22 protein-coding genes are annotated in these 21,878 nt (G+C 52.1%); 11 read left to right on the top strand and 11 right to left on the bottom strand.

Annotated elements, in window-relative coordinates:
- The 3 genes from NR195_RS02220 to NR195_RS02210 are packed head-to-tail and all read right to left on the bottom strand — an operon-like array spanning position 1 to position 3,432.
- Positions 1-852 carry a sugar ABC transporter permease gene (locus tag NR195_RS02220; RefSeq protein ID WP_033786803.1) on the bottom strand — a complete coding sequence of 284 codons (852 nt, stop codon included), beginning with the start codon at positions 850-852 and terminating at the stop codon, positions 1-3.
- Positions 853-862: 10 nt separating this feature from the next.
- Positions 863-2,170: a carbohydrate ABC transporter permease gene (locus tag NR195_RS02215; protein WP_052271368.1), complete on the bottom strand. Its 1,308-nt coding sequence runs from the start codon at positions 2,168-2,170 to the stop codon at positions 863-865.
- 41 nt (positions 2,171-2,211) lie between these two features.
- Positions 2,212-3,432 carry an extracellular solute-binding protein gene (locus NR195_RS02210; RefSeq protein WP_061902282.1) on the bottom strand — a complete coding sequence of 407 codons (1,221 nt, stop codon included), beginning with the start codon at positions 3,430-3,432 and terminating at the stop codon, positions 2,212-2,214.
- Between the two features lie 313 nt (positions 3,433-3,745).
- On the opposite strand from NR195_RS02210, the gene NR195_RS02205 reads away from it, so the two are divergent.
- A complete protein-coding gene (locus tag NR195_RS02205; protein WP_372340743.1) occupies positions 3,746-4,876 on the top strand; it encodes an ABC transporter ATP-binding protein in 1,131 nt (376 codons plus the stop codon).
- Positions 4,877-5,120: 244 nt separating this feature from the next.
- On the opposite strand, the gene NR195_RS02200 is transcribed toward NR195_RS02205, so the two are convergent.
- Both NR195_RS02200 and NR195_RS02195 read right to left on the bottom strand, forming a co-directional pair.
- A complete protein-coding gene (locus tag NR195_RS02200; protein ID WP_033768653.1) occupies positions 5,121-5,720 on the bottom strand; it encodes a hypothetical protein in 600 nt (199 codons plus the stop codon).
- A 30-nt stretch (positions 5,721-5,750) separates the two neighbouring features.
- Entirely contained in the window at positions 5,751-6,092 is a 342-nt protein-coding gene (locus NR195_RS02195; RefSeq protein WP_010259779.1) for a hypothetical protein, read from the bottom strand.
- A gap of 401 nt (positions 6,093-6,493) precedes the next feature.
- Between NR195_RS02195 and NR195_RS02190 the strand changes: the two genes are divergently transcribed.
- The 4 genes from NR195_RS02190 (at position 6,494) to NR195_RS02175 (ending at position 12,036) form a co-directional block, all read left to right on the top strand.
- Complete coding sequence (locus tag NR195_RS02190) at positions 6,494-6,931, top strand: DUF2628 domain-containing protein (protein WP_060678963.1); 438 nt, start codon at positions 6,494-6,496, stop codon at positions 6,929-6,931.
- A 358-nt stretch (positions 6,932-7,289) separates the two neighbouring features.
- A complete protein-coding gene (locus NR195_RS02185) occupies positions 7,290-9,167 on the top strand; it encodes a M48 family metallopeptidase (RefSeq protein ID WP_256844013.1) in 1,878 nt (625 codons plus the stop codon).
- 135 nt (positions 9,168-9,302) lie between these two features.
- Entirely contained in the window at positions 9,303-10,271 is a 969-nt protein-coding gene (locus NR195_RS02180) for a YiiG family protein (protein WP_010259787.1), read from the top strand.
- Positions 10,272-10,518: 247 nt separating this feature from the next.
- A complete protein-coding gene (locus NR195_RS02175) occupies positions 10,519-12,036 on the top strand; it encodes a hypothetical protein (protein ID WP_256844012.1) in 1,518 nt (505 codons plus the stop codon).
- 196 nt (positions 12,037-12,232) lie between these two features.
- On the opposite strand, the gene NR195_RS02170 is transcribed toward NR195_RS02175, so the two are convergent.
- Complete coding sequence (locus NR195_RS02170; RefSeq protein ID WP_256844011.1) at positions 12,233-13,123, bottom strand: LysR family transcriptional regulator; 891 nt, start codon at positions 13,121-13,123, stop codon at positions 12,233-12,235.
- A 129-nt stretch (positions 13,124-13,252) separates the two neighbouring features.
- Here NR195_RS02170 and gstA point away from each other — a divergent pair, with 129 nt between their 5' ends.
- Positions 13,253-13,858, top strand: a complete 606-nt coding sequence (gstA, locus tag NR195_RS02165; protein WP_158149978.1) for a glutathione transferase GstA — start codon at positions 13,253-13,255, stop codon at positions 13,856-13,858.
- A gap of 171 nt (positions 13,859-14,029) precedes the next feature.
- Entirely contained in the window at positions 14,030-14,767 is a 738-nt protein-coding gene (locus tag NR195_RS02160) for an alpha/beta fold hydrolase (RefSeq protein ID WP_256844010.1), read from the top strand.
- On the opposite strand, the gene NR195_RS02155 is transcribed toward NR195_RS02160, so the two are convergent.
- Positions 14,768-15,079, bottom strand: coding sequence for a cupin (locus NR195_RS02155; RefSeq protein ID WP_010259799.1), 312 nt, complete (start codon positions 15,077-15,079; stop codon positions 14,768-14,770). It lies immediately after the preceding gene.
- A 310-nt stretch (positions 15,080-15,389) separates the two neighbouring features.
- Here NR195_RS02155 and NR195_RS02150 point away from each other — a divergent pair, with 310 nt between their 5' ends.
- On the top strand, positions 15,390-16,073 hold the full coding sequence (locus NR195_RS02150) for a hypothetical protein (RefSeq protein ID WP_256844009.1): 684 nt from the start codon (positions 15,390-15,392) through the stop codon (positions 16,071-16,073).
- 340 nt (positions 16,074-16,413) lie between these two features.
- Entirely contained in the window at positions 16,414-17,034 is a 621-nt protein-coding gene (locus NR195_RS02145) for a protein phosphatase CheZ (protein ID WP_256844008.1), read from the top strand.
- A gap of 152 nt (positions 17,035-17,186) precedes the next feature.
- Here the strand turns inward: NR195_RS02145 and NR195_RS02140 are convergent, their stop codons facing one another.
- A complete protein-coding gene (locus NR195_RS02140; RefSeq protein ID WP_197904543.1) occupies positions 17,187-17,621 on the bottom strand; it encodes a GNAT family N-acetyltransferase in 435 nt (144 codons plus the stop codon).
- A gap of 208 nt (positions 17,622-17,829) precedes the next feature.
- The gene (locus NR195_RS02135; protein ID WP_185964202.1) at positions 17,830-18,822 is read right to left on the bottom strand and encodes a threonine/serine dehydratase; all 993 of its coding nucleotides are present in this window, start codon (positions 18,820-18,822) and stop codon (positions 17,830-17,832) included.
- A 51-nt stretch (positions 18,823-18,873) separates the two neighbouring features.
- On the opposite strand from NR195_RS02135, the gene NR195_RS02130 reads away from it, so the two are divergent.
- Positions 18,874-19,221 carry a helix-turn-helix transcriptional regulator gene (locus tag NR195_RS02130; protein ID WP_022624627.1) on the top strand — a complete coding sequence of 116 codons (348 nt, stop codon included), beginning with the start codon at positions 18,874-18,876 and terminating at the stop codon, positions 19,219-19,221.
- A gap of 408 nt (positions 19,222-19,629) precedes the next feature.
- Here the strand turns inward: NR195_RS02130 and NR195_RS02125 are convergent, their stop codons facing one another.
- On the bottom strand, positions 19,630-20,355 hold the full coding sequence (locus NR195_RS02125) for an SDR family NAD(P)-dependent oxidoreductase (RefSeq protein WP_256844007.1): 726 nt from the start codon (positions 20,353-20,355) through the stop codon (positions 19,630-19,632).
- A gap of 118 nt (positions 20,356-20,473) precedes the next feature.
- Between NR195_RS02125 and NR195_RS02120 the strand changes: the two genes are divergently transcribed.
- Entirely contained in the window at positions 20,474-21,376 is a 903-nt protein-coding gene (locus tag NR195_RS02120; protein ID WP_158132206.1) for a LysR family transcriptional regulator, read from the top strand.
- Positions 21,377-21,510: 134 nt separating this feature from the next.
- On the opposite strand, the gene NR195_RS02115 is transcribed toward NR195_RS02120, so the two are convergent.
- On the bottom strand, positions 21,511-21,852 hold the full coding sequence (locus tag NR195_RS02115) for a hypothetical protein (protein WP_256844006.1): 342 nt from the start codon (positions 21,850-21,852) through the stop codon (positions 21,511-21,513).
- Positions 21,853-21,878 lie beyond the last annotated feature (26 nt).

Genomic DNA, 21,878 nt, shown 5'->3' with positions numbered 1-21,878 from the left:
TTATCCTTTAGTACTGCCTGAGGCCAGGCCAGAAACGAAGTATTTCTGCAGGGCCAGATAGAACACCGCCACCGGCACGGCGATCAGCACAGCACCGGCGGCATAGGTGGTGTAACTGGCGCCCATTTTTTGCGACACCAGGTTATAGAGGCCAATCGGCAGCGTGAACTGCTCTGGCGTTCGCAGAATGGTGCTGGAGAGGATGAAATCACCCAGCGGCCCGGTGAATGAGAACAGCGCCACTACCGCCAGAATCGGCTTCGACAGCGGCATGATAATCTCAACAAAGATGCGGAAGTTACCCGCACCGTCCATGCGCGCCGACTCATCCAGATCTTTGGGAATCGAGTCGAGATACCCCTTCATCAGATAGGTGTTCATCGGGATCATCCCACCAACGTAGATCAGCACCAGTGCCAGATGGCTGTTGATCAACCCCAGCAGCTGCGACAGCACGAAAATCGCGATCAGCGCCGAAAACTGCGGGATCATCTGCAACAACAGAAACAGCATCAGTCCGTTCTGCCGCCCCTTGAACCGAAAACGGGAAAAAGCGTAGGCGGTACAGCTGACGCTGATTAACGTCAGCACCATGGTCAGGAAACTGATCTTCATCGAGTTCCAGTACCACGTCAGGTAAGGCACCGTGCCATTGAACAGGTCGCGGTAGTGCTGCAGCGACGCATTCTCCGGAATGATCGAACTGCTGAGCAGGCTGTTACCTGCATTCAGTGATGCTCCTACTGTCCAGACCAGCGGATAGATAATGATGGCCGAGACGGCCAGCACCACCAGCCAGGTCAGCGACAGGCGTATCCACCTTTCGCGTTTAATACTGCCGGACTTCGCCATAACTGCTTCCTTACGCCATCTCATCTTGTTTAAACGACCGGGTCGCGCGGAACTGCCACAGCGCCAGACCTACCACGAAAATCGACAGCAAAATGGTGATAGTGGCGGCGATAGCATATTGCGACGACGACATGGTGAGCTTGTAGATCCACGACACCAGGATATCGGTTCCTCCGGCATTCGACCCCGCCACCGCCGGACCGCCGTTGTTAAACAGATAGATGATGTTGAAATTATTAAAGTTGAAGGTGTATTGCGTGATGATGATCGGCGCAATGGCGTAGAGCACCAGCGGCAGCGTGATGGTTTTCAGCCGCGTCCAGGCGCTGGCACCGTCCATGATCGCCGCCTCATAGAGATCGTCAGGGATCGCCTGCAGGACGCCGGTAGTCATCGCAAACACAAACGGGAAACCGAGCCAGGTCTGCATCATAATCAGCGCGGTTTTGGTCCAGAACGGATCGGTCATCCACGCTTTGGGTGCAATGCCAAAGAAGTCGAGAATAGCGTTGTTGATCACCCCAAAGCTGTCGTTGAACATTCCGGCGAAGACCAGAATGGTGACGAAGCCCGGCACCGCCCACGGCAGGATAAAGATGGTGCGGATCAGCGGCTTAAAGCGCAGGTCCTTCTGATTGACCAGAATCGCCAGCATGACGCCCACGGTGCACTGCAGCGTGGTAGCGAGCAGTGTCCAGACCACCGTCCATTGCAGCACGTCAAAGAAGGTGGAGCGCCAGATCGACAGGGTAAAAATGTTGATGAAGTTTTTGAACCCCACCCAGTCCACCAGCTTCGCCGGTGGCGTGTGATAGAGGTTGTAGTTGGTGAAGGCGATGGCGAAACCGAACAGAATCGGAAACACCACTACAAACACCAGCAGAATAAAGCCTGGCGAAATCATCAGATAGGGGAAGCCATCGCGCAGCAGTAACTGATACTGCTGGCGCACGCTGTTCAGCTGCTGGCCCTTGTCGCGCCTGACGCCATTGATCCAGGCGTCGCGCATTGACACTCCCCAGACCGCCACGCCAAAGGCGGCAATCAGCACGCTGATAATGCCCTCTGCCAGCAGAAAAATGGAGTTATCACGCGGCACCGATTCGCCCAGCGTATAGAGCCCCCAGAATCCCTCACGCAGAAAATCGTGGAAGACGCCGGTAAAACTGCTGAGCAAAATCAGAAAACAGAGCCCTTTAGCCCACTGGCGGTGGTAAAACTGGCCGAAGCCAGGCAGCAGTGCCAACAGCGCACCGGTGGTCGCATGACGACGCGGACGCTTAGCCGTCACCAGATTTTCATCGGAAGATATAGCCACACCCTGATCCTTATCCTGTACGGTTATCCCGTGAACCTGCATTACTGGTTGCTGGCCTGCATCGCTTCAATCTGCATGGTGATCTGCTTCACTGCATTATCCAGTGCCGCTTTTGGCTCCTGCTTGCCGGATACGCTCAGCTCAAGGGCAGCATTGGCTGGCCCCCATACTTCCTGCATTTCCGGCACGCCTGGCATCGCTGACGCACGCGCCGCCTGCACCGCGACCGCGTTGGCCTTCTCATCATCTTTGATAATCGGATCGTTCATCAGCGCGGTGACCGGTGGGATCTCCTGGGTTTTCTGATAACGCTCTTTCACGTACTGCGGCTGGTTGATGAAGGTAAGGAACTTCTGCGCCAGCGCCTGATCTTTACTCCAGGTAGAGACCACATAGCCTTTGACACCCAGGAAGGAGCTCATCGGCTTGCCGTTAGGCAGCAGCGGCAGCGGTGCCACGCCATAGTTGATTCCGGCAGCCTGATAAGGCTGGAATGCCCACGGCCCATTGATCACCGCCGCCGCTTTTTTCTCGGTAAACAGCGAGTCGATGGCGTTGAGGCCGTTGTCGCCCATGATGCCGCCTGGCAGCAATCCTTCACTGAAGAAGCGCTTGAGATATGTCACCGCTTCCACGCTGCCCGGGGTGTTCAGACCGATATCCTGAATGTTAATTGCGCCTTTGGCGTCTTTGCCAAAGATGTAAGAGCCCATAGGAGCCATCACACCCCAGCTGTAATAAATCTGGTCAAACTTAGCGAGCAGGCCATACTGCTTCGCCTCACGCTGCTTCTGGGAGAAGGCACGGTATTCCTCCAGCGTTTTCAGCGGTGACGGCAGCAGATCTTTGTTGTAGATCAGCACCAGCGTTTCCACTGCTTTGGGTACGCCGTAGACCACACTGTTCTGTGTGAAAGCCGCCATTGCTGAGGGGGTGTAAGCGCTCTGCTCTGCCGCATCTATTTTCAGCGGTGCCAGTAATCCCTGTACGACCGCGCTACCGAGCTGGTCATTAGGGATCACCAGGACATCCGGGCCAATACCCGCCGGGCCATCAAGACGCAGCTTCTCAATCTGCTGTGCAAACGGCATCTCCTGAACTTTCACTTCAACGCCGAACTGTTTCTGAAAATCGGCGATCGCCGTTTTGATGCCGTCTGATTTTTTAATGTCTTCCCAGACGGTAAGTTGCTGAGCGGCCCAGGCGGATTGATTAAGCATCAATGCGGAAAGAAGTAGCGTAACGCTGATTTTGATTTTCATTACTGGCCTCGTGTGAAGGTATGACATTTTAAGCTGTCATTTGCTGATGTTCTTTTTTGACGCACATGCTGAACAAGGAATTATTGAGCATATGAAGTGTGGATAACGTATCGCATTTGAGCCATAAGCTACGCGGAATGCGTACCGCGCTCCAGCCCGTTCGCATCAATGTGTGATCGCTATTACAGAAATCAAAATCAGCGGTAGGGCGCACTCTGGCGGAACGATATAGTCAGCGCAGGCACCATCAGGGCTGACGTGTAAAAAGACAAACTGTTATACGTCGTACATTTCAGCCGCCAAATCCCTTGCCATGAGGATCAGCATGTCCAGCATCAGATTGAGAAACGTCACCAAACGCTTTGGTAAAACAGAAACGCTGAAAAATATCGCGCTTGATATTGAGGCCGGTGAGTTTGCGGTCTTCGTCGGTCCGTCAGGCTGCGGTAAATCCACACTGCTGCGGCTGATCGCCGGGCTTGAAGAGATCAGTGACGGTGAGATTTTGATTGGTGATGAGGTCATGAATGATGTCGCACCCTCGCACCGCGGAGTGGCAATGGTGTTTCAGTCTTATGCGCTTTACCCGCATATGACGGTGGCGGAAAATATCGGTTACGGACTGAAGGTGAACGGCCTGCCGAAAGCGCAGATTCAGCATCAGGTAGAGATGGTGGCGAAGACGCTACAGCTTGCGCATCTGCTGGATCGTAAACCAAAGCAGCTTTCCGGCGGTCAGCGTCAGCGTGTCGCCATTGGTCGCGCAATTGTGCGAAATCCCCGGGTGTTTATGTTTGATGAGCCCTTATCGAACCTGGATGCGGAGCTGCGTGTCGATATGCGGCTGCACATTGCGAAGCTGCACCAGGAGCTGAAAACCACCATGGTCTATGTGACGCACGATCAGACGGAAGCAATGACGCTGGCCGATAAGATTGTGGTCATGAACTACGGCAAGGTTGAACAGGTGGGTTCACCGATGGAGCTCTATTACAACCCGATTAACCGCTTTGTCGCCGGTTTTATCGGCTCACCTAAGATGAACTTCCTGCCTGCGCTCGTGGAGCAGTGCGGCCCTGCTGGCCTGGTCGTCCTGATCAATGACGGCGAACATCGGCTGCAGCTCCCCTCGCCCATCCGCCAGTTGCAGCCTGGTGATGAGATCACGCTGGGTATCCGGCCGGAGCAGTTGCAGATCAACGGCGATGCGCCACTGAATATCAACTTCCACTGCGAAGTGGTTGAGCGACTTGGCAACAACACCTATCTGTTTGGTCAGAGCCACGGCCACGACGGCTTCAAGATGCTGCTGCCCGGCGATGTGCATTTCCGTCCTTATCAGACGCTGCGCCCCACCTTCCATCCGCACCATTGCATGGTATTTGATGCTGAAGGTGCGCGTATCAGCGCGGATATAGCGATGCCGCAGGTTCGCGCAGCCTGAAGTAGATGTTTGCATAAAGTTAACGAGAGGCCGGAGACGGCCTTTTCTGTTTTCAGGCCTGGCATAACGCCTGAAGAAAGAGGTCAGGAAAGGGGTTTGCGGGCAAGCCGTGATGACGCGCAGACGCGTCAGCCTGAGCATTGTTCAGACAAGGCATTGCAGGTGAGTTCTGAGTAAACTCATGAACCCCACCGGCAACCCCTTATCCGGGTCGATCAGCTAACCGGGCTTATCGACTGAGGCCTTACTTACCGAGGATATTGTTTACTGCTTTCAGGTGGCCAGCCTTGTCTTTGTGGTTTGAAACCACCTGAATAACGGTGAATTTCTTGTTGGCGACCGCCAGCAGCGTCGCCTGTTGCACATCGTTGCCACCCATTTTGTCGGTGGCTTCAATATGATAGACCGGCAAACCGTTGGTATTTTCAGTTTTCTCACTGATCACCGTATAAGAAGGTGAAGCCTGCTTCTGCTTGTCTTTGATAGACTTCCCGCCTTCAAGAAAATCAGCGTCACTGCCACCGCGCGCAATCAATGGGATCTCTTCTTCGCCAATGATCAATACGCGTTTTTCCTGCTTGTTCACATACATGGTGCCTGGTCCGCCGCCCGGCACAGGCTGCTTTTCATAGCCCTGCAGTTTGAACGTCTGTTTGCCATCCAGCAAAGAGATCGTCTGAGTCTGCGTGTTTGCAGCTGGTGCTGTTTCAGCGGCTGATGCCATCAGAGAAGTAGCCCCGATGGCAGTTGCCAGGCAGATCGCACCCATAATGTTTAATGATTTTCTTAATTTCACCATGAACTCCTTCGTATTGATGATATTTCCATTTCGCTGATACAGCATCAGTATGGCCTGTATCAGTGATGTGAAGTGTTATCGGGTCAGGTCGTAAATACAGATCCCTGAGCCGAGCAGAAACAGAATAATCGGCCAGTAGAGAACGGGAATAAAAAAGAAGTTGTGGGTTTTTTCAGGGGCCATCATTGGCTGGCTTTTCGTTGCTTGTGCAAGGGAGTCCAGCCATTTTTCCTGCCGAAGCACCCAGACAAAGGCCGCACAAAAAAGGGCAGAAACGATCAGCGTAGCCCCTGTCGCCCATAGATGGGCGACAAAGAAACCGTCGTAGTAATAAATATCTAACAGCCATTTACACAAGAGGTAGGCGGCAGAAATTAATACTGCGACGAAAAAACCCACTCCGCTCCATGCGATCATCTTTATATCCTTCTAAGGTGTGAGGAACGAGGAATATTTTTTTTGAAAATTAACATATTTTTATCATTGTGGCGATATTTTCTTTGGTGCTAATATCAATTACATCCAGCCCAGGAGATGTCCGGCCTGTGCAATTTTCACATTACTGATTCTGATGGATTTATTTTCAAATATTGTTGTTTAACCTGAATCCGGCACCCGTGCAGCTAATAGCGCACCCAGGGTGTAGCATGGCTATTTGTACCGTACCGATATTATTTTCGTGCAAATTAACACGGCTACCCTGTTTTTAAAATTCGTATGCGCTGTTCTGGCGGTCGATGAGCACCATTCATGCGGCTGTCATCCGTCTGAAACAGTGTCGGTCTCTGTAGTTTTCTGCGCAGGATATTGAGGCAACCATGAATCAACCTATTGAAAATCATAATAAAGTAAACGCAACTAAAGAGTACAGTGCGAAATGGCAGACCCGCTTTGATTTTTTCGACCTTCATGGTGCTCCCAGTACACCAGGCTTCAGACAGGCATTGAAACAACTGCCTTTCAGGCAAAAATTAAAAGTGAACATGAATTTAATTGCCTTCCTTTTCGGCCCGATTTATCTGTTCGTACTCGGCCTGTGGAAGAAGAACATCATGCTGATTTTAATTATGGTAGTTGTTTATACTATTTTGATCATCGCCTTAGCGATAGCGGGCATGGAATTTCCACGGTATCTTCAGGTTGGCCTGGGCTATGGCTTTAATGCCCTGTACGGCATGAGCACCAATTACAGTTATTACCTGAAAGAGAAAAAAGGCGATAAAGGCTGGAATCCCTTCAAAGGGATGCGCTGGTAATTTTTTCGCACCGCTCTGATGGTAAAATATAGGATTATGGTGTATCGGATGCAGACAGATGGCGGGGATTAGCCCTCGGTCAGGAGATCGGACAGAATAAGTGATGAGCACTAACTCAAATTAGTGCTGTCGTGGCAGAACCACCGGAAGCCGCCAGAAAAATAACCTGACGGAAAAGGAAAAAATCGCCCAAAATATCCGGCTATACCTTTTCAAAACGGCTTCAGACTGGCTTATAATCGCTCTGCAATAATTATAATATCGTGAAGCTCGCATAAATGTTTCCGCACCGTTTAACCGGGGCCAGGATATTCTTTTCGGAATTTCCTGATAGCAGCAGCTTCTCCCTTTCATAGACATGCAGGATGTTATTATTTTGAATACATTAACGGAATTGAAAAAGGGTTATCTAAAGGTATTTTTCTGGCTGCTGTTCACACTGTTTCTCGTCCCTGTCATTACCCTGTTTTTTGCTGAATATGGCAACAAACAACTTGATCAGCAATACACGCAGTTCTTCATGGACGATGCGCGGGAACAACATCAGGATACGGACAAACTACAGGCGTTTCTGCAGCAGAACCCGCCTTCCAGTGTCTGCGGTCCGGTAGATGAAAATCTGCAGGATTACAAAAACGCCGTCTGCGAACCGCACTCCGAACTGTGGCAGTTCTACATGATGGATAAAGTGGCATTCTGGACGCTGATCGGCAGCGGCGCTGTCCTGCTGATGGTGCTGTTGTTCAGTGCGCTGGCCTTTAAAAGCCGCCAGGGACAGGTTATCAGTCTGGCGCTGGCCCGCAAGTTCCTGATGCTGGCCTGTTCGCTGGAAGTCATGGTACAGGGCGGCATGCTGGTATGGCTCTCATTCTGGGGCACCGCCTTCTTCACACAAACCTACTATCCAAAACTGGTGATGGCAGTAGGACTGCTGGTGCTGGCCGGTATGTATTACATGATTAAAGGCATCTTCAAAAAACTCCCACCGGAAGAGAGTATTGAAGGCGAAGTCGTGACCCGCGAAGCGGCACCGGCCCTCTGGTCACAGATTGATATGCTCGCCGCCAGAGTGGGCACCACGCCACCCGATCATATTGTTGCGGGTATCGACACCAACTTCTACGTAACCGAAGCTCCGCTGAACGTGAATGGGAATCCGCTCACCGGCCGTAAGCTCTATGTCAGTATTCCGCTCCTGCGTCAGCTCACCGTTGCGCAGGCTGATGGCGTGATGGTCCATGAGCTGACCCACCTGCATGAAGGCGACACCGCCTCCGGCGCATTACTGGGACCGAAACTGCATCGGTTTGATCTCTATATGCAGCTGATGGGTCAGAATGTGGCCACGCTGATCGTCTTCTATCCGCTCTATCTTTATCGCATGCTGTTTGAACTGGCGTGGCAGCGTAACAGCCGTGAACGTGAGTTTGTCGCGGATCGCAATGCATCAACGCTGGTCTCCCCTGCCGCGATTATCGAATCACTGATCAAAGTATCTGCGTATGCCAGCTACCGGAATGAAGTTGAGCGAAACTTCTTTAATAATCAGACGCTGCACGAAAATGAACTGGGGATCAGTAAAGCTATTGCTGCCGGTCTGCCAGAACATGTCGCCTCTCCGGACTTTATCAGCGTCATCCGTGAGCAGAATGTGCCGCACCCGTTTGATTCACACCCGCCGCTGGCGGAAAGGATGCGCAACGTAGGATATGAGATTAACGAAGCTGACTATGCAGCCATCGCCGCCGATTTCCCGGCCCAGAGCTGGGTCGATCTGATGCCGGTTGCCAACGAGATTGAACAGCAGTTGTGGCAGAAATATGAGCGCGACTTCTCTTCTGTGCATGAAGAGAGCCTGGCCTGGCGCTATCAGCCTGACGGTGAAATGGAAACCGCGCTGGTGCTGAAGCATTTCCCCAATGTTCCTTATACCCTGAAAGATGGCTCGCAGATCGTCATCACCTGGCAGGGTATCGTGTCGCCGAAAACCGGCGAAGTGCTGGAGTGGGATAACGTTAAAAACATCAACGTCATTCGTAGCTTCGGCCGGGATAAGCTCTACATGCAACATGTGCAGCCAAACTCGCAGGGAAAAAAACGCAGTGAGGTCCCTCTGCCGGGCCTGAAAAAGGAGATTGAAGCCTTTAAAAACACCCTCGGCTATTACTGGCATCGTCATCAGACAGTCAGGGCGTTGCTGAAAGAAGAAAAGGCGGCAGCGACGCAAAGCGCATAACCCGTTTGTCATCGGCTCCCTCCTCGCAGCTGAAAAGGGAGCCAATGCGAACATCCATTTTCAATCTCTATTTCTGACCACATAAATAAAGGAACGATTGTGTTTAAAAGAGCAAGCAGGGCCATGATACCCGGGATGCTGGTGACTGCCCTTGTGCTGCCGCTGGCAGCATGTGACAACAGTGACAAAGCGGATGCAAAACCCGCCCCGCAGAGTCAACCCCAGGCTGTTGCGGAGGATAGCGCTGCGCAACTCACCACAAAATTAAACGCCTATGTGGGTTGCTTTAACACTACGGATGGATCGGTTCGCGATAGTGCCCTGCGCTATGTGAGCTGGATGGCGAATGCTGAAAAGGGGCCAACCGGCAAAGAGCGCAGCGTCAACGTACTGGGCGAGGTCACGCCTTATGAACTGGAGAGCTGCACTAAAGCCATCAACCAGGCATCGAAAGCTAAACCGACGTTACCGGCGCTGGATGCTGCAGCAACACAGTATCTGGCGGATTTAACGACATTGCAGCCGCTGGTTTCGCAGGCTCATCTTTACTACAGTCAGGAAGATTACAAGGATGATGGCTTCGCGAAAGCCAAACAAATGCATCCGCCACTCATGAAGGCGTTTAACAGCTTTATGAAATCCAGCGACCAGTTCGGTGCCGAAGTTGAAAAAGAGAACAATGAGGTCGTTGCTGCGCAACTCGTTGAGATTGAAAAGTCTGAGGGCCGTCATAGTCGCTACTACCGCCTGGCATTAGTCACACAGGCCAAACCGCTGGCGACCCTGTTTACCTCTTCCGCTCCCGACGTGACAGAGATGACAAAAGCGATTGATGCTTACAGTACACTGCTGAGTGAGGCAGAAAAGGCAACGGCCAGCGAAGCGGGCAAGCCATTAACCTGGTCCATCTTCCAGGATAATGCCGGAACCTTCCTGAAAGACTGCAAGGATCGCATGCGTCGGATTCGCGATAAAACACCTTACAGCACGGGTGAGCAGAGTCTGCTGAAAGGAAGCGGCAATTCAGGCTGGATGGTATCGGGTTCACCGATGCGTGTTTTAAAATCCTATAACGAACTGGTTGAGGCCGGTAACCGCCTGTAAGCTGAATACCTGCCCCGCATGCCTCCGGGCAGGCTTCGTCAGTCGGGCTGCTGCGTGCAACCCGACTGACGCTGTCACCTGCCGCGAAAAAAAAATAAAAATGTTCACGCGCCAGCATTTCGTTAAAACGTTATGCCAGGCTAGTGTGCTGGATGGATCTGAGATCCGTGGCAAAGCGCACCCCTGAGCAGGATGCGCGCTATATCAGATTTTCTGACTGTAAAATTTTTGACTGAGAGGAGCGAGAGTGCAAGCAAAGGTCGGCGATATCTACAGCGTGTTTTCCCCGCAGTTGCAGCAGTACGTCGCCTGTCAGGTGACACACCTTCAGCAGCCTGCTAATGCCAGAGGCAAAGTCCTTGCAGCCATACTCCAGCTCGACTGGGCAGGTGATCATTTGCCTGACAGGGCGGAAGCCAGCCGTATGCAGCCTTTGCGCTGTAGCTACTATTTTGTCAAAGACAGCTTCGATCACGGTTATGTCTCCGCCAATGTCCCACCGGGACATGTATTAATTACCAACCTGCCGCCGCTGGCAGATCAGGAAGTAAACGCCTACAAGTTCGGCTGGGACGTGGGAGACAGTCTTGTTCGTCAGCGAAACTGGGAGAAGATCGACCCGGCCAGCCGTGCGCGGTTCAAGGCAGCTTCAGGCGCGCACAACGTGGTTATCGGCGGCCAGACACTTCGCCAGGACACCCCCCGTATCAATGACCACCTCCTGCAAACCCTGACCGATCTCTCTGAACTGGATCGCCTGCCCTGCCTGATGACCATCGAAACCCGCCATGGCACCCCGGAACTGATGGCCTATATACAGCAGCATGACTTCATTAATGAGTTGCACTGGCAATCCGCTGTCGTCAGCGAAATCGATGTCGGGGCGACCCGTCTGTCGCGTTTTATTCTGAACCCCGAAGGCGTCAGCTGCGTGCGGCTGAATCCTGATCTCTCCCTGCTGTCACTCACCGCAACGCCTTCTTCAGGCTTTCAGGTAGAGGCTGATCAGGAAGGGCGCAACCTGTGCCTGCAATGCTCTCAGGCTTTGCCTGTGCTGCAGGGTATTGACCGGCTCAGGGCATTGTCACTGACAGGCGTTAAAGAGATTGACCTGGCGTCAGTCGTTGAGCGCTTTACCTGTTTAACTGAGCTGCGCATCTGGGGAAATCCCGGCGTAGCCAGCAATATGCATCGTATTGCCGCACTGCCACAGTTGCAGATGCTGACCTTCTTCGACCTGTTTGGCTTCAGCGCGGCTGACTTTCCCTCACCAGAAGCGTTGCCCAATCTCTCATGCCTGTGGATGACCAGCGTTCCGCTTGACGTGGTCAGCTCTGTCAGAGCCGCTTATAAAAAGGCGACAACTCAGGGGTTGGATCTCTCGCTGAGTAAAGCGCGCAAGCCGGAATGGCTGGCTGAGAATCTGCACAATCCGTTCCGGGACTGGGATGGCCGCGAACATATTTCGGCCACTTATGCCAAAAAAGCATCGCTGGCTTACAAAAACCTGCGGGCTGCCACGAACAACATCGATAGCAGCATGGATGTGGCGAGCCTGCTAACTGCCGCCGTAACCGCCTACACCGAAGCCTTTAATCTCATCGACCGGCGTTCAAAGGCGATTGAGACGGTCGAGCGTGAGGAGATCTACAGTGTGCTGTGCGATGTTCTGAACCCGCTGGAGAAGAAACTAGGCGAGCAAGGCGCCACGCTTGTGGATCAGCCGCGGTTGTATCAGCTGTTCGACCAGTTACGCGAATTCTGAGCCATCCCGATGATTCAGGCGTGTTCCGCCACGTCAGAAAACCGTTATTCGTCCCGATCACCTTATGCGGCAAAGCGTTAAGACGTGAGTTGAGAAAGGATCGCGGGCGGGAGAGTCTGCAGACCTCTCTTTCCCGGCCAGCCATTCTGCTGTTTATGATCGGGTAACGGCAGATAAAGTCAGCGGTGCAGTGGGATTATCCGGAGATATTACTCTGTCCTTTACGTAGCCCGTTCAGGAGTGCCTGCGTCACGCCAGAAGCTTTTCCGGAAGGCGAACAGACCAGCCCGAATTCACGGTGCAGAGGCGGGATGACCGGCATCACTGACAGGCCGCGACGTTCCGCTGGCAGGGCTGATTCCGGCACCAGCGCGACACCCATACCTTCACGCACCAGCATGCAGGCGCTGATCCAGTCGCGGACCTTTACGCGCACGTCAGAGAGGTGGAATCCTGACTGTTCCATCAGGCTTTTGCCATTAACGACGCATCCGCCTGTTGCAAGCACAAAGGGCTGGTCTGCCAGTTCCTGCAGGGTTATACCGTTCGCGCCTGACTGACCGATGTGCGGAGCGCTGGCTGGCATGACGGCGACCCATGCGTCCTGTCCCAGTATCACATCAGCACGTCCGGGTGCCGGGTTCATTACCACCCCCAGCTCAACGGTGTCCGCTGCAAGCCACTCCTCAACTTCTTCATCCGTCCCTTCCAGCACCACCACCTCCATGCCCGGATGCAGACGCCTGAAGTTACGCAACAGGCCAGGCAGAAGTGTGGACGTCACAGAGGGAAAGCTGGCAAGCCGAATGCGTCCGCCTTTTAAACCCCGGCTCTCATCAGCCAGCACGCGGATCGCGCTGAGCTGCGACAGCATAATCCTGGCATGTTCAATGACCGGCTCTCCCAGCGCGGTAACACCGATGTGACGGCGCTCACGCACGAATACCGGGAACCCGAGTGATGACTCTAACTGGGCGATAGCCTGGCTGGCACCGGACTGTGTCATGCCTGTCGTTTCAGCAGCACGCGAAATATTGCTGGCATCGGCCACCGCCACCAGCAAGCGCCAGTGCAGAAGATTCATCATGGTTATCAGTAGCCCAGCTAATAGTTAATTATTGAAGTATTAATTTTACAGAATCCTCTGCGTTAAGCACAGTCTGTTCCGTAACGACAAAGAGAATCTCACATCGCTTTCAATGTTAACGGAGAAGACATGAAACTTTATTACGCCCCGGATACCTGTTCGCTGTCACCCCATATCGTGCTGCGTGAACTCGCACTGGAGTTTGAGTTGGTTAAAGTGGATAACAGGAGCAAGCTCACCTCTGACGGACGCGACTTTCGCCTTATCAACCCCAAGGGCTATGTTGCTGCACTGGAACTGGACGACGGGCAGATACTGACTGAAGGGCCGGCGATTGTGCAGTACCTCGCCGACCTGAGGCCGGAAAGCGGGCTGGCACCGCCAGCAGGCAGCTGGGCGCGTGTTCGACTGCAGGAGTGGCTGAACTTCATTACCAGTGAAATCCACGCGGGTTCCGCTCTGTTGTTTAACCAGGCACTGCCCGACGCTGTCCTGTCACTGTTTCGTGAAAAGCTCTTCCGACGGTTCGACTTTCTGCAGGATACGCTCGCCGAAAAAGCGTTTCTGATGGGGCCATCATTCAGCGTTGCTGACGCCTACCTTTTCACCGTACTGGGTTGGTGTAAGTTCTTCACCATTGAACTGGATCGCTGGCCTGCGCTGTTGGCGTACAGAGCAAATATCAATGCGCGCCCTGCTGTACAGGCGGCATTATGGGCAGAGGCGACGCAGTAAGCGCGGACAGATTGGTGGCCTGACGCCAGAGTATGAATAACCGGTCCGCTTTGATTTGCTGCTTACACCTTGCATAACAGTAGTCTGGAGCCAGAAGCGGACGGAAATTTATCGTTTCACCGGGAACAGGTTAGTATCTCCAGACTGACCTTTTAGCGGGGAGTCGGCTTTATGATTAACAACACCAGGGCGGAAATCTCTGTCATCAGGCATGCCGACAGGAATTTTGACGTCACGTTATTGAAGGTGAATGAGGCCAGCCAGTGTATCCTTTTTGCGGCAGGTGCTGGCGGAAGTCCATTGCGTCATCTTGAGCTTCTGCAGACCTTTAGCCGCAATGGTATTTCAGTGGTAGCGCCCCATTTCGAACGGTTAACCACTTCCACGCCCTCAAAGGCTGACTTACTGGAACGCAGCCAAAGGCTTATCCTCGCCCGCGATGCGTTTTGTCAACATTATGCCTCGATTACCGGCATCGGACACTCACTCGGCACCGTGATTCTGTTGATGCACGCCGGGGCGACGGCCTGGACTCGCACGGGAGAGAAGGTGACATATGCAGGCATACAGGATTTGAATCAACTGGTGCTGTTAGCGCCACCTGCGGATTTTTTCAGAGCACCCTCGGCACTCGCCTCCGTGAAAGTGCCGGTCAGGATCTGGACTGGCGAGAAAGACACCCTGACACCGCCATCGCAAGCGCTGTTCATCAAAGAAGAATTAGATAATCGAACTGAGACAAAACTTTGCGTGGTTAAAGATGCCGGGCATTTTACCTTCATGAACATCCTGCCGCCGCATATCACTGACACCCACCCATCACGCGACGCCTTTCTTCTCAATCTGGGAGAAGAGATCGCCCGTTTTGTCACTGGCTTGTTGGCTCAGCCAGATAATGAATCACCTTAATTAAACCGATCCCTCTTTTTCAATCACCAGCACGCGGGCGACGCCCTGTGGACGCGCAATATGTTCTGTCCCTTCACTGGCATAAAAAATATCACCAGCGTTGAGTACCCGGCTTTTAACTTCGCCCTGCTCTTTATATTGCATTTCAACGCATCCATCCATGACAGCAAAAACCTCCTGACCATCGTTGATGTGCCACTTATAAGGCTGATCGGTCCAGTGAAGTTTCACGCTGACATTATCGAAGCTGGCAATATGCTGTGAGTCCCAGGCCTTCGAACCGGTAAATTCCTTACTGCAATAAAAATTCATTTTAGCTCTCTCAACAGGAGTGATTTAACGCCATCGACATCATCAATATCAGAGAGAGTTGATCGATTCTATACGTCAGGCATCTGTTGTCCTGATCTGTCCTCTGGTTGTCCGTTTAGGGGCAGAGCGGGAAGGTCGCAATGCTTTTCAGGCAAACCCGGCACCGCACATGTCCGCTTTATGCCAGAGCAGGCGTTGAGCGTATGGTAATGTGTTCACGATTAGCCACAGGGATACTTCTGAACAGTTATGGGCTGAAATCGCATGGATGACGAATCGCCTCTGTTCATACCAGTGCAAAAGGTCTGTAATGAAATCGATAAATCTGGAAAGCTTGTATCGCTCTGCCAACGAGAACACCCTCTCCATCTGGTCGGAAAATGCAGGAGTTGGGGCTGTTAAAGAGGGGAATTACTACGATCCTGTAAGGCTGGCTCTTGCAGCGGGCATTCAGCCGCCGGTGACCTTTGATGTCTCACGTCTTATTTGTGAATTACAGCAGCTCACAAAGGATGATCCCCTTGCCGATATTCTGCCCACACAGGGTTTCCATTTTACCTTCCTGCCCCTGACTCTGCCGCTCTATAACGAAAACGAGCCATTGCCCGAAAAAATCGATGAATTGACGAATATCTGGAGCGGATTTGATGCGATAAAAATTGTTATCAGAGATCTGCGGTTAGTTGCATTGCCCAGTCAGTTATTGCTTGCAGGGATCCCTGATAGTTCGGCAATAGCCATGCGCCACTCATTCTGCGAAAAAGTTCTGGATTCGCACTGGAAAAATGAGTTGCTGATGCGTCATACCGGCAGCCCATTACCGGCACCCTTCTGGCACAGCACGATTCTGCGCTATGGCACTGATTTTTTACCCGCATCCGTACGTGAGTTTATTTTTGAACGTCAGACCATTAATTTTGGGGATGTAGATGGAGAATTAAAACTAGCGAGGGTCAACTACAACTGGACAAAATGTTATCCGTTGGCGGATTAATTAAGACGAAGTAATTACATGATAAATAAGATGTCTTAGTTTCCTCTGCCTGCCCTCGCGTAAACGTTTCAGAAGTGGGTAATACGCCCCTGTTTTCGCTCATAACAGTCATTAACCCGCACACATTCCGCTCTATACCTGACTACCCTCTCCGGCTGAAAAAACAGGGCCTGCGCGCAACACTTTCTGTCTTTCACAACCCTGATATCGTTAGCCCTATGGCGCCTCATTCACATCATGTCACTTTTTACACGAGTAAAAACCTCAGGAAATTTAAAAAACCGCCGCGAGCTGCCGATAAACTCAGGTATCGAAACTCTGTACGCAGGAAACAACATCCATGTCACCATCCGACACCCATAGTAAGCATCAGGAAATTGGCGAAATTACGGCGCGTGCTGGCTTCATCCTGCGGCAGCTTCGCGACAGTCTGCAACAGCTGGGGCTTGATAAAACCATCGCCGATGTGGCGGGAAGCATCCCAAACGCCCGTGAAAGGCTGGGTTATGTCGTCACAATGACCCGCGAAGCAGCAGAGGGCGTAATCAACAGCGTGGAAATCACGCAGCCTCTGCAAACCGATCTGGGAGAAAAAGCTGAGAAACTCTCGCAACGCTGGGATGCCACTTCCGGTACGCTGTCAGACAAAGAACAGACCCAGGCATTAGCTGCAGATACCGTTGCCTTGCTGAATGATGTCCCCCGTGTCACGGGTCTGACGCAACAGCAGTTGCACGCGATTATGATGTCTCAGGGCTTCCAGGACCTCACAGGACAGATTGTGCAGGCTATGATGGCCGTGCTGAATCAGGCTGAGCAGCAACTGATACAGGTCATCCGCGATAATACTGGCTCACACAGCACCACCGAGCGCACTGCGCTGTCTAAACCTTCCTCCGCACCAGAGACTCCTGCCAGTCAGGATGATGTGGACGACCTGCTGGCCAGTCTGGGAATGTAAACCGACGTAATAAAATCGCTCTGAGTACGGACGATTAATGATTAAAGCGTTTTCGCCAGGCCACCCAATCGGTCTTGCTGACAGCAAAGATGTTATTTTGGCTAAACGTCCGCCTTATGCCATAAGCGGACGTTTATGAAAATGACAGTAGATTACACGCTGCGATATTTCTCCAGTTTGATATCGGTATCGTTAATCTCTTTTTTATTGCCCCAGCCGAGCTGCATGTAAAATTTCGCCGCGCGACTATTTTTATCGGTTTCCAGCCAGGCAATCTCATGATGTTTGAATAATTCCTGCTCGGCGAGAAAAACCAGCCTGCGACCTATCCCCTGGCCTTCATATTCCGGGAGAACAAAGGCCGCAAAAAGACAGCCTTCATCCGGTAAAATCATTGAAAAGCCGACTATTTTTTCGCTTTCAGCCGCAACCCAGGCGCATAAATTCTTTTCAATCATATCCGCCACGACACTTTCGGTGATCCCCAGCTGACGCATTTCTTCACGACTCAAATAATTCTCGAGCACTGAGGTTCTGACTTCGAAAATACTATCAACATCAGAAGCCCGGGCTGTTCTTATATTCATTAGTCTTACTCCTTGTATGACAAAAATATTTTTTGATGATGATGCCTGACATTCCCTTAAACGAACCATAGAATTTTAAGCGAAAAGGCTGTTAAACGGCAGGCCGTCAAAGGCGGCACTACCTCAAAGCCTGCGTAATGGATGAAGTCGTTATGATAAGAACGTTGTGCAATAAGAGCTCAGCCGACCTTAACTCCGCTCTGTTTCTTCATAGTGACGCCTCATTAACTAATTTGAGATAGCGGGAACCCGATATGTTTCTACCACTCACCACGCAGACAACTTTACGCCCGCTCAGTTCTTTTGCATAACGGATGGCTGCCGCAACTGCGGGTACGCCTGAAGGCTCTACAACATGGCTGTGCAGATTAAGCATTAACAGCATCGCTGCTTTAATTTCAGCTTCTGAAACCAGAAGAACACGATCGACGCGATCGCGTATGAGTGGCCAGGTCATCGCTTCAGGCTCTATATAGCCACTTATGCCTTCGGCGATTGACGACGATATTTCCACTGGGATCGCCTCACCAGCTTCTTTCCAGCGCGCAAACGTCGGGCTTGCTTCACTCTGCACTGCCCACACTTCGGCTGCAGGGTTTATGCCCTTGATGGCTGTTGCGATACCGGAGGCCAGCCCGCCGCCACCAATGTTCACGAGAATAACGTCAGCGTCTGGCCAGTCTTCCATGATTTCCAGACCGACGGTGCCGCCTCCGGCAATCATCTGCTGATTATTGTAGGCTGAGACGAACGTTGCGCCGGACTGTTGCGCTGCGACAATGGCTTCCTGCCTTGCGTCTTCAATGTCGTCAAAAAACGTAACCTGCGCACCATAACTCTTCATCGCAGAAACCTTAATCGGGTCTGCTGAAAACGGTAAGAATATGGATACGGGTATGCCTGCCGCATGTCCCGCACAGGCAAGCCCTAAACCATGATTCCCTGCCGTCGGAGCGATGACGCCGGCACGTCGCTGGTCTGCATTAAGACTGGCAAGAACGTTTGCAGCACCTCTCAGCTTAAAGCTACCCGTATGCTGAAGATTTTCCATCTTAAGCCTGACCTCCGTCCCGACAAGAGCAGACAGCGAGTGGGAAGGCTCCAGTGGAGTTTTGCATACTGTTGATTTAATTCGCCCGGAAGCGGCATAAATATCTTTCAGCGTGACACTGTCTGTTAGCCTTTGTCTGTGGTTTGTCATAGTATGCCCCTAAAGTTATATAAGAAAATGACTATATAGGCGATTGGCTATATGCACAACTCAAAGACATTAATGGCCGATATTTTTCGTGCCCTTGGTAATGAGCATCGGCTCGTGATTGTTGAATGGCTGTCCGATCCAGAGTCACATTTTCCGGTGCAGCAGGACGGCGATCTGGTTAAGGATGGTGTGTGTGTCGGATTTATCACCGAAAAAATTGGTCTGAGTCAGCCCACCGTGACAGGCCATCTGCAAATTCTTGCTAAGGCTGGGATTGTGACATCGAAACGTATCAAGAACTGGGTGTTCTATAAACTTGATCGACAACGGATGGATGAAGCTACGGCAATGTTGTCTGGATATGGGAAGCAGGCGACTGATTCACCTGAACAGCCATAATTGGTCAGTATGTGTATTTACAGGGCAGGAAATCCAGTGTGTGTGTGTATCTCGCTCCTGGCGTGCCCGCCTTTCAGATAAATTTATTCGGTCATCGTTATCTGTTGTCATCTTTTGCAAAACTGCCGTTTAACTTCAGAAACTACCTCGGCTGATGACCAGCCTGTAGGTCTGGGTCCACTTTTCATTCAAAGCGGACCTTATGACCTAACTTTCTGTACGAGCCGTGCCTGAGGCGGCCATTAATTACATTCAGATGCGCTAAGAAACATTGAGCCGCTTATTTTCCTTCAGGATGATTCGGACATATTTGAGAACCGACTGCGCACGACACGCCAGGCATTCTGCCGCAACCCGTCAACCAACCTGCCCCATTCAGGCAGGTGGAATGCTTTTATTAGACGAGATTCACCAGGGTGCACACTCTCCATCTAAAAAGAATCTTGCGGTGATTGTCTGGGATACTTCAGCAGCGAGCCAGACGATCCCCCTGGCCGCCTGGGATACAGTTCGATAACCGGTATGTCCGTTAAAATCGGTGGCCGTATATCCCGGGTCAACTGCGTTTACGCTGATGCCATACTCAGACAGTGAATTGGCAAATGCCACCGTAACGCCATTTAATGCCGTTTTGGAACTGGTATAGCCCAGTGCCGCTACCTGAGAGTAGGGATGCGCTTTGTCAGATACCCATTCCAGCGATCCCAGCCCGCTGCTGACCATGATAATCCGGGGTTCCTCACCCAGTTTGAGCAGCGGCAGAAAAGCCTGCGTTACTCTGATGACGCCGGAAACGTTGGTGTTATACACCGTCATAATATCGCTGATGCTCTGCGACTCAGGCGCGATGGGCCAGGTTCCGGGAATACCCGCATTGTTGATCAGCACATCTAGTTTTCCATCTTCTGACTTTATCTGCCCGACGGCCGCATCAACACTTTGCTGGTCTGTCACGTCAATGATAGCCAGCCGCGCTTTAATGCCTTCCGACAGCAACCGGCTTACAGCATCCTGACCGCGCCCCCCATCGCGGCAACCCAGCCAGACATTAAATCCCAGTTTCCCCATCAGTCTGGCCGTTTCAAAACCAATACTTTTGTTTGCGCCGGTAATTAAAACCGTTCTCTTCTTCATGTTGTCGCCTCAGTGATTTATGCAGGTGTATCTGAGTTATAAATCTCTCAGAGCTGTTTGATAAGAGGCCGCAATACGAATACGCTGTTCGGAAAGGCGAACAGTAACGGAAGTTGAGATGGATGATTTCGCGATATTTCTTGCCGTCTTCAGGGGTCAGGGTTTCCGGGCCGCTGCTAAAACGTTAGGCCTGGCACCCTCAACGATCAGTGAGAGGATTACCGCGCTGGAAGTCAGTCTGGGCGTTCCGCTGTTTATCCGCACAACCCGCAGCGTAACGCCCACCGAAGCAGGCCGTATGCTGGCCGAGCGCATGGCACCTCTGCTGAGCGAAATGAGATCGGTGATGAATGACGTGGCAAGTTCTCAACGGGAGGTGCGCGGGCTACTCAGGCTGAACGTGACGGGTGCGGTGATGGTCGATATTCTTCCGCCCCTGCTTGAGCAATTTCTCGATCGCCATCCGTTGCTGCGGGTGGAGATTATGGTGGACGATCGCCTTGTTGATGCCACGGCGGAAGGCTGCGATGCAGGCATACGCTATGGCGAACATCTGGCCCGGGACAGTGTTGCCGTTCCTGTCGGCCCACGCCGCCAGCGTCTGGCTCTCGCGGCGGCACCCGACTACCTTGCTTCGCGCGGTCTCCCCGTTCACCCGACGGCATTGGCCGAACATCACTGCATCCGCCTTAAGTATTCCAGCGGCGCGCTGATACCCTGGGAATTTGAACGCAACGGAGAAACCGTCAGCGTCAACCCTGCTGGTCGCCTGACTATCGGTGTCAATGGCGCATCAGGCGCAATTGAGCTGGCAAAAAAGGGTCAGGGCATTATCGCCGTCTTTGAAAACTGGCTGCAGCCCTGCTTTACGACGGGTGAACTGCAGCCTGTGCTTCCGGAGTGGTGGCCCGAATTTGAAGGTCCCTGGCTCTACTTTCCCAGCCGCTTTATGTCAGCACCTCTGCGCGCTTTTGTGGATTTCCTGAAAGAGGTACAGTCAATGCCTGAACCGCTCGATTGAGTGCAGTAGCAGGCCCGCCAGTCGATATTGAGCTCGGCTAACAAGCTCACCTCTTTTTTGACAGGTTGTGGCAGGTTAAAACGCACTGGAGGCATGGGTCCGCGTTTCAGACCGCTTTGTGCCAGGAGCGGACGTTAAGGAGTAGAAGGAGGGTCATATTCCCAGGCAGATGGATCGCTGTAAATATTACCATCGTCGTCCATTACCCGAGCGCCGAGGAACCCGGCAATGTCTAACATTTTTCTATATAGCTGCGTGTCTGGCCATTTGGTGTAAATATTGCCATCGTTCCAGTCAAGCCATGACTCATCATGCGATGAAGCACCCGACCACAAAGCATGATAATCGCCATTTTTAAGGTCTATCGTTAATTCGTTATCACTATCAATGAGAGAAAGCCACTCCTCAGGAGTTATTTTTGCTTCTTCATTTTCAGCCCAAAAATCAGCCCGTGTTATATATAACTCTACGCCCATGATCTATCCACTAACCATTCAAACAT

The sequence above is a fragment of the Pantoea sp. Ft-CA_14 genome, assembly GCF_024520875.1.
GTDB classification, from domain to species: Bacteria; Pseudomonadota; Gammaproteobacteria; order Enterobacterales; family Enterobacteriaceae; genus Pantoea; species Pantoea agglomerans.
Note: the sequence above shows the minus strand (reverse complement) of the source record. Positions and strands in the feature narration are given on the sequence as shown.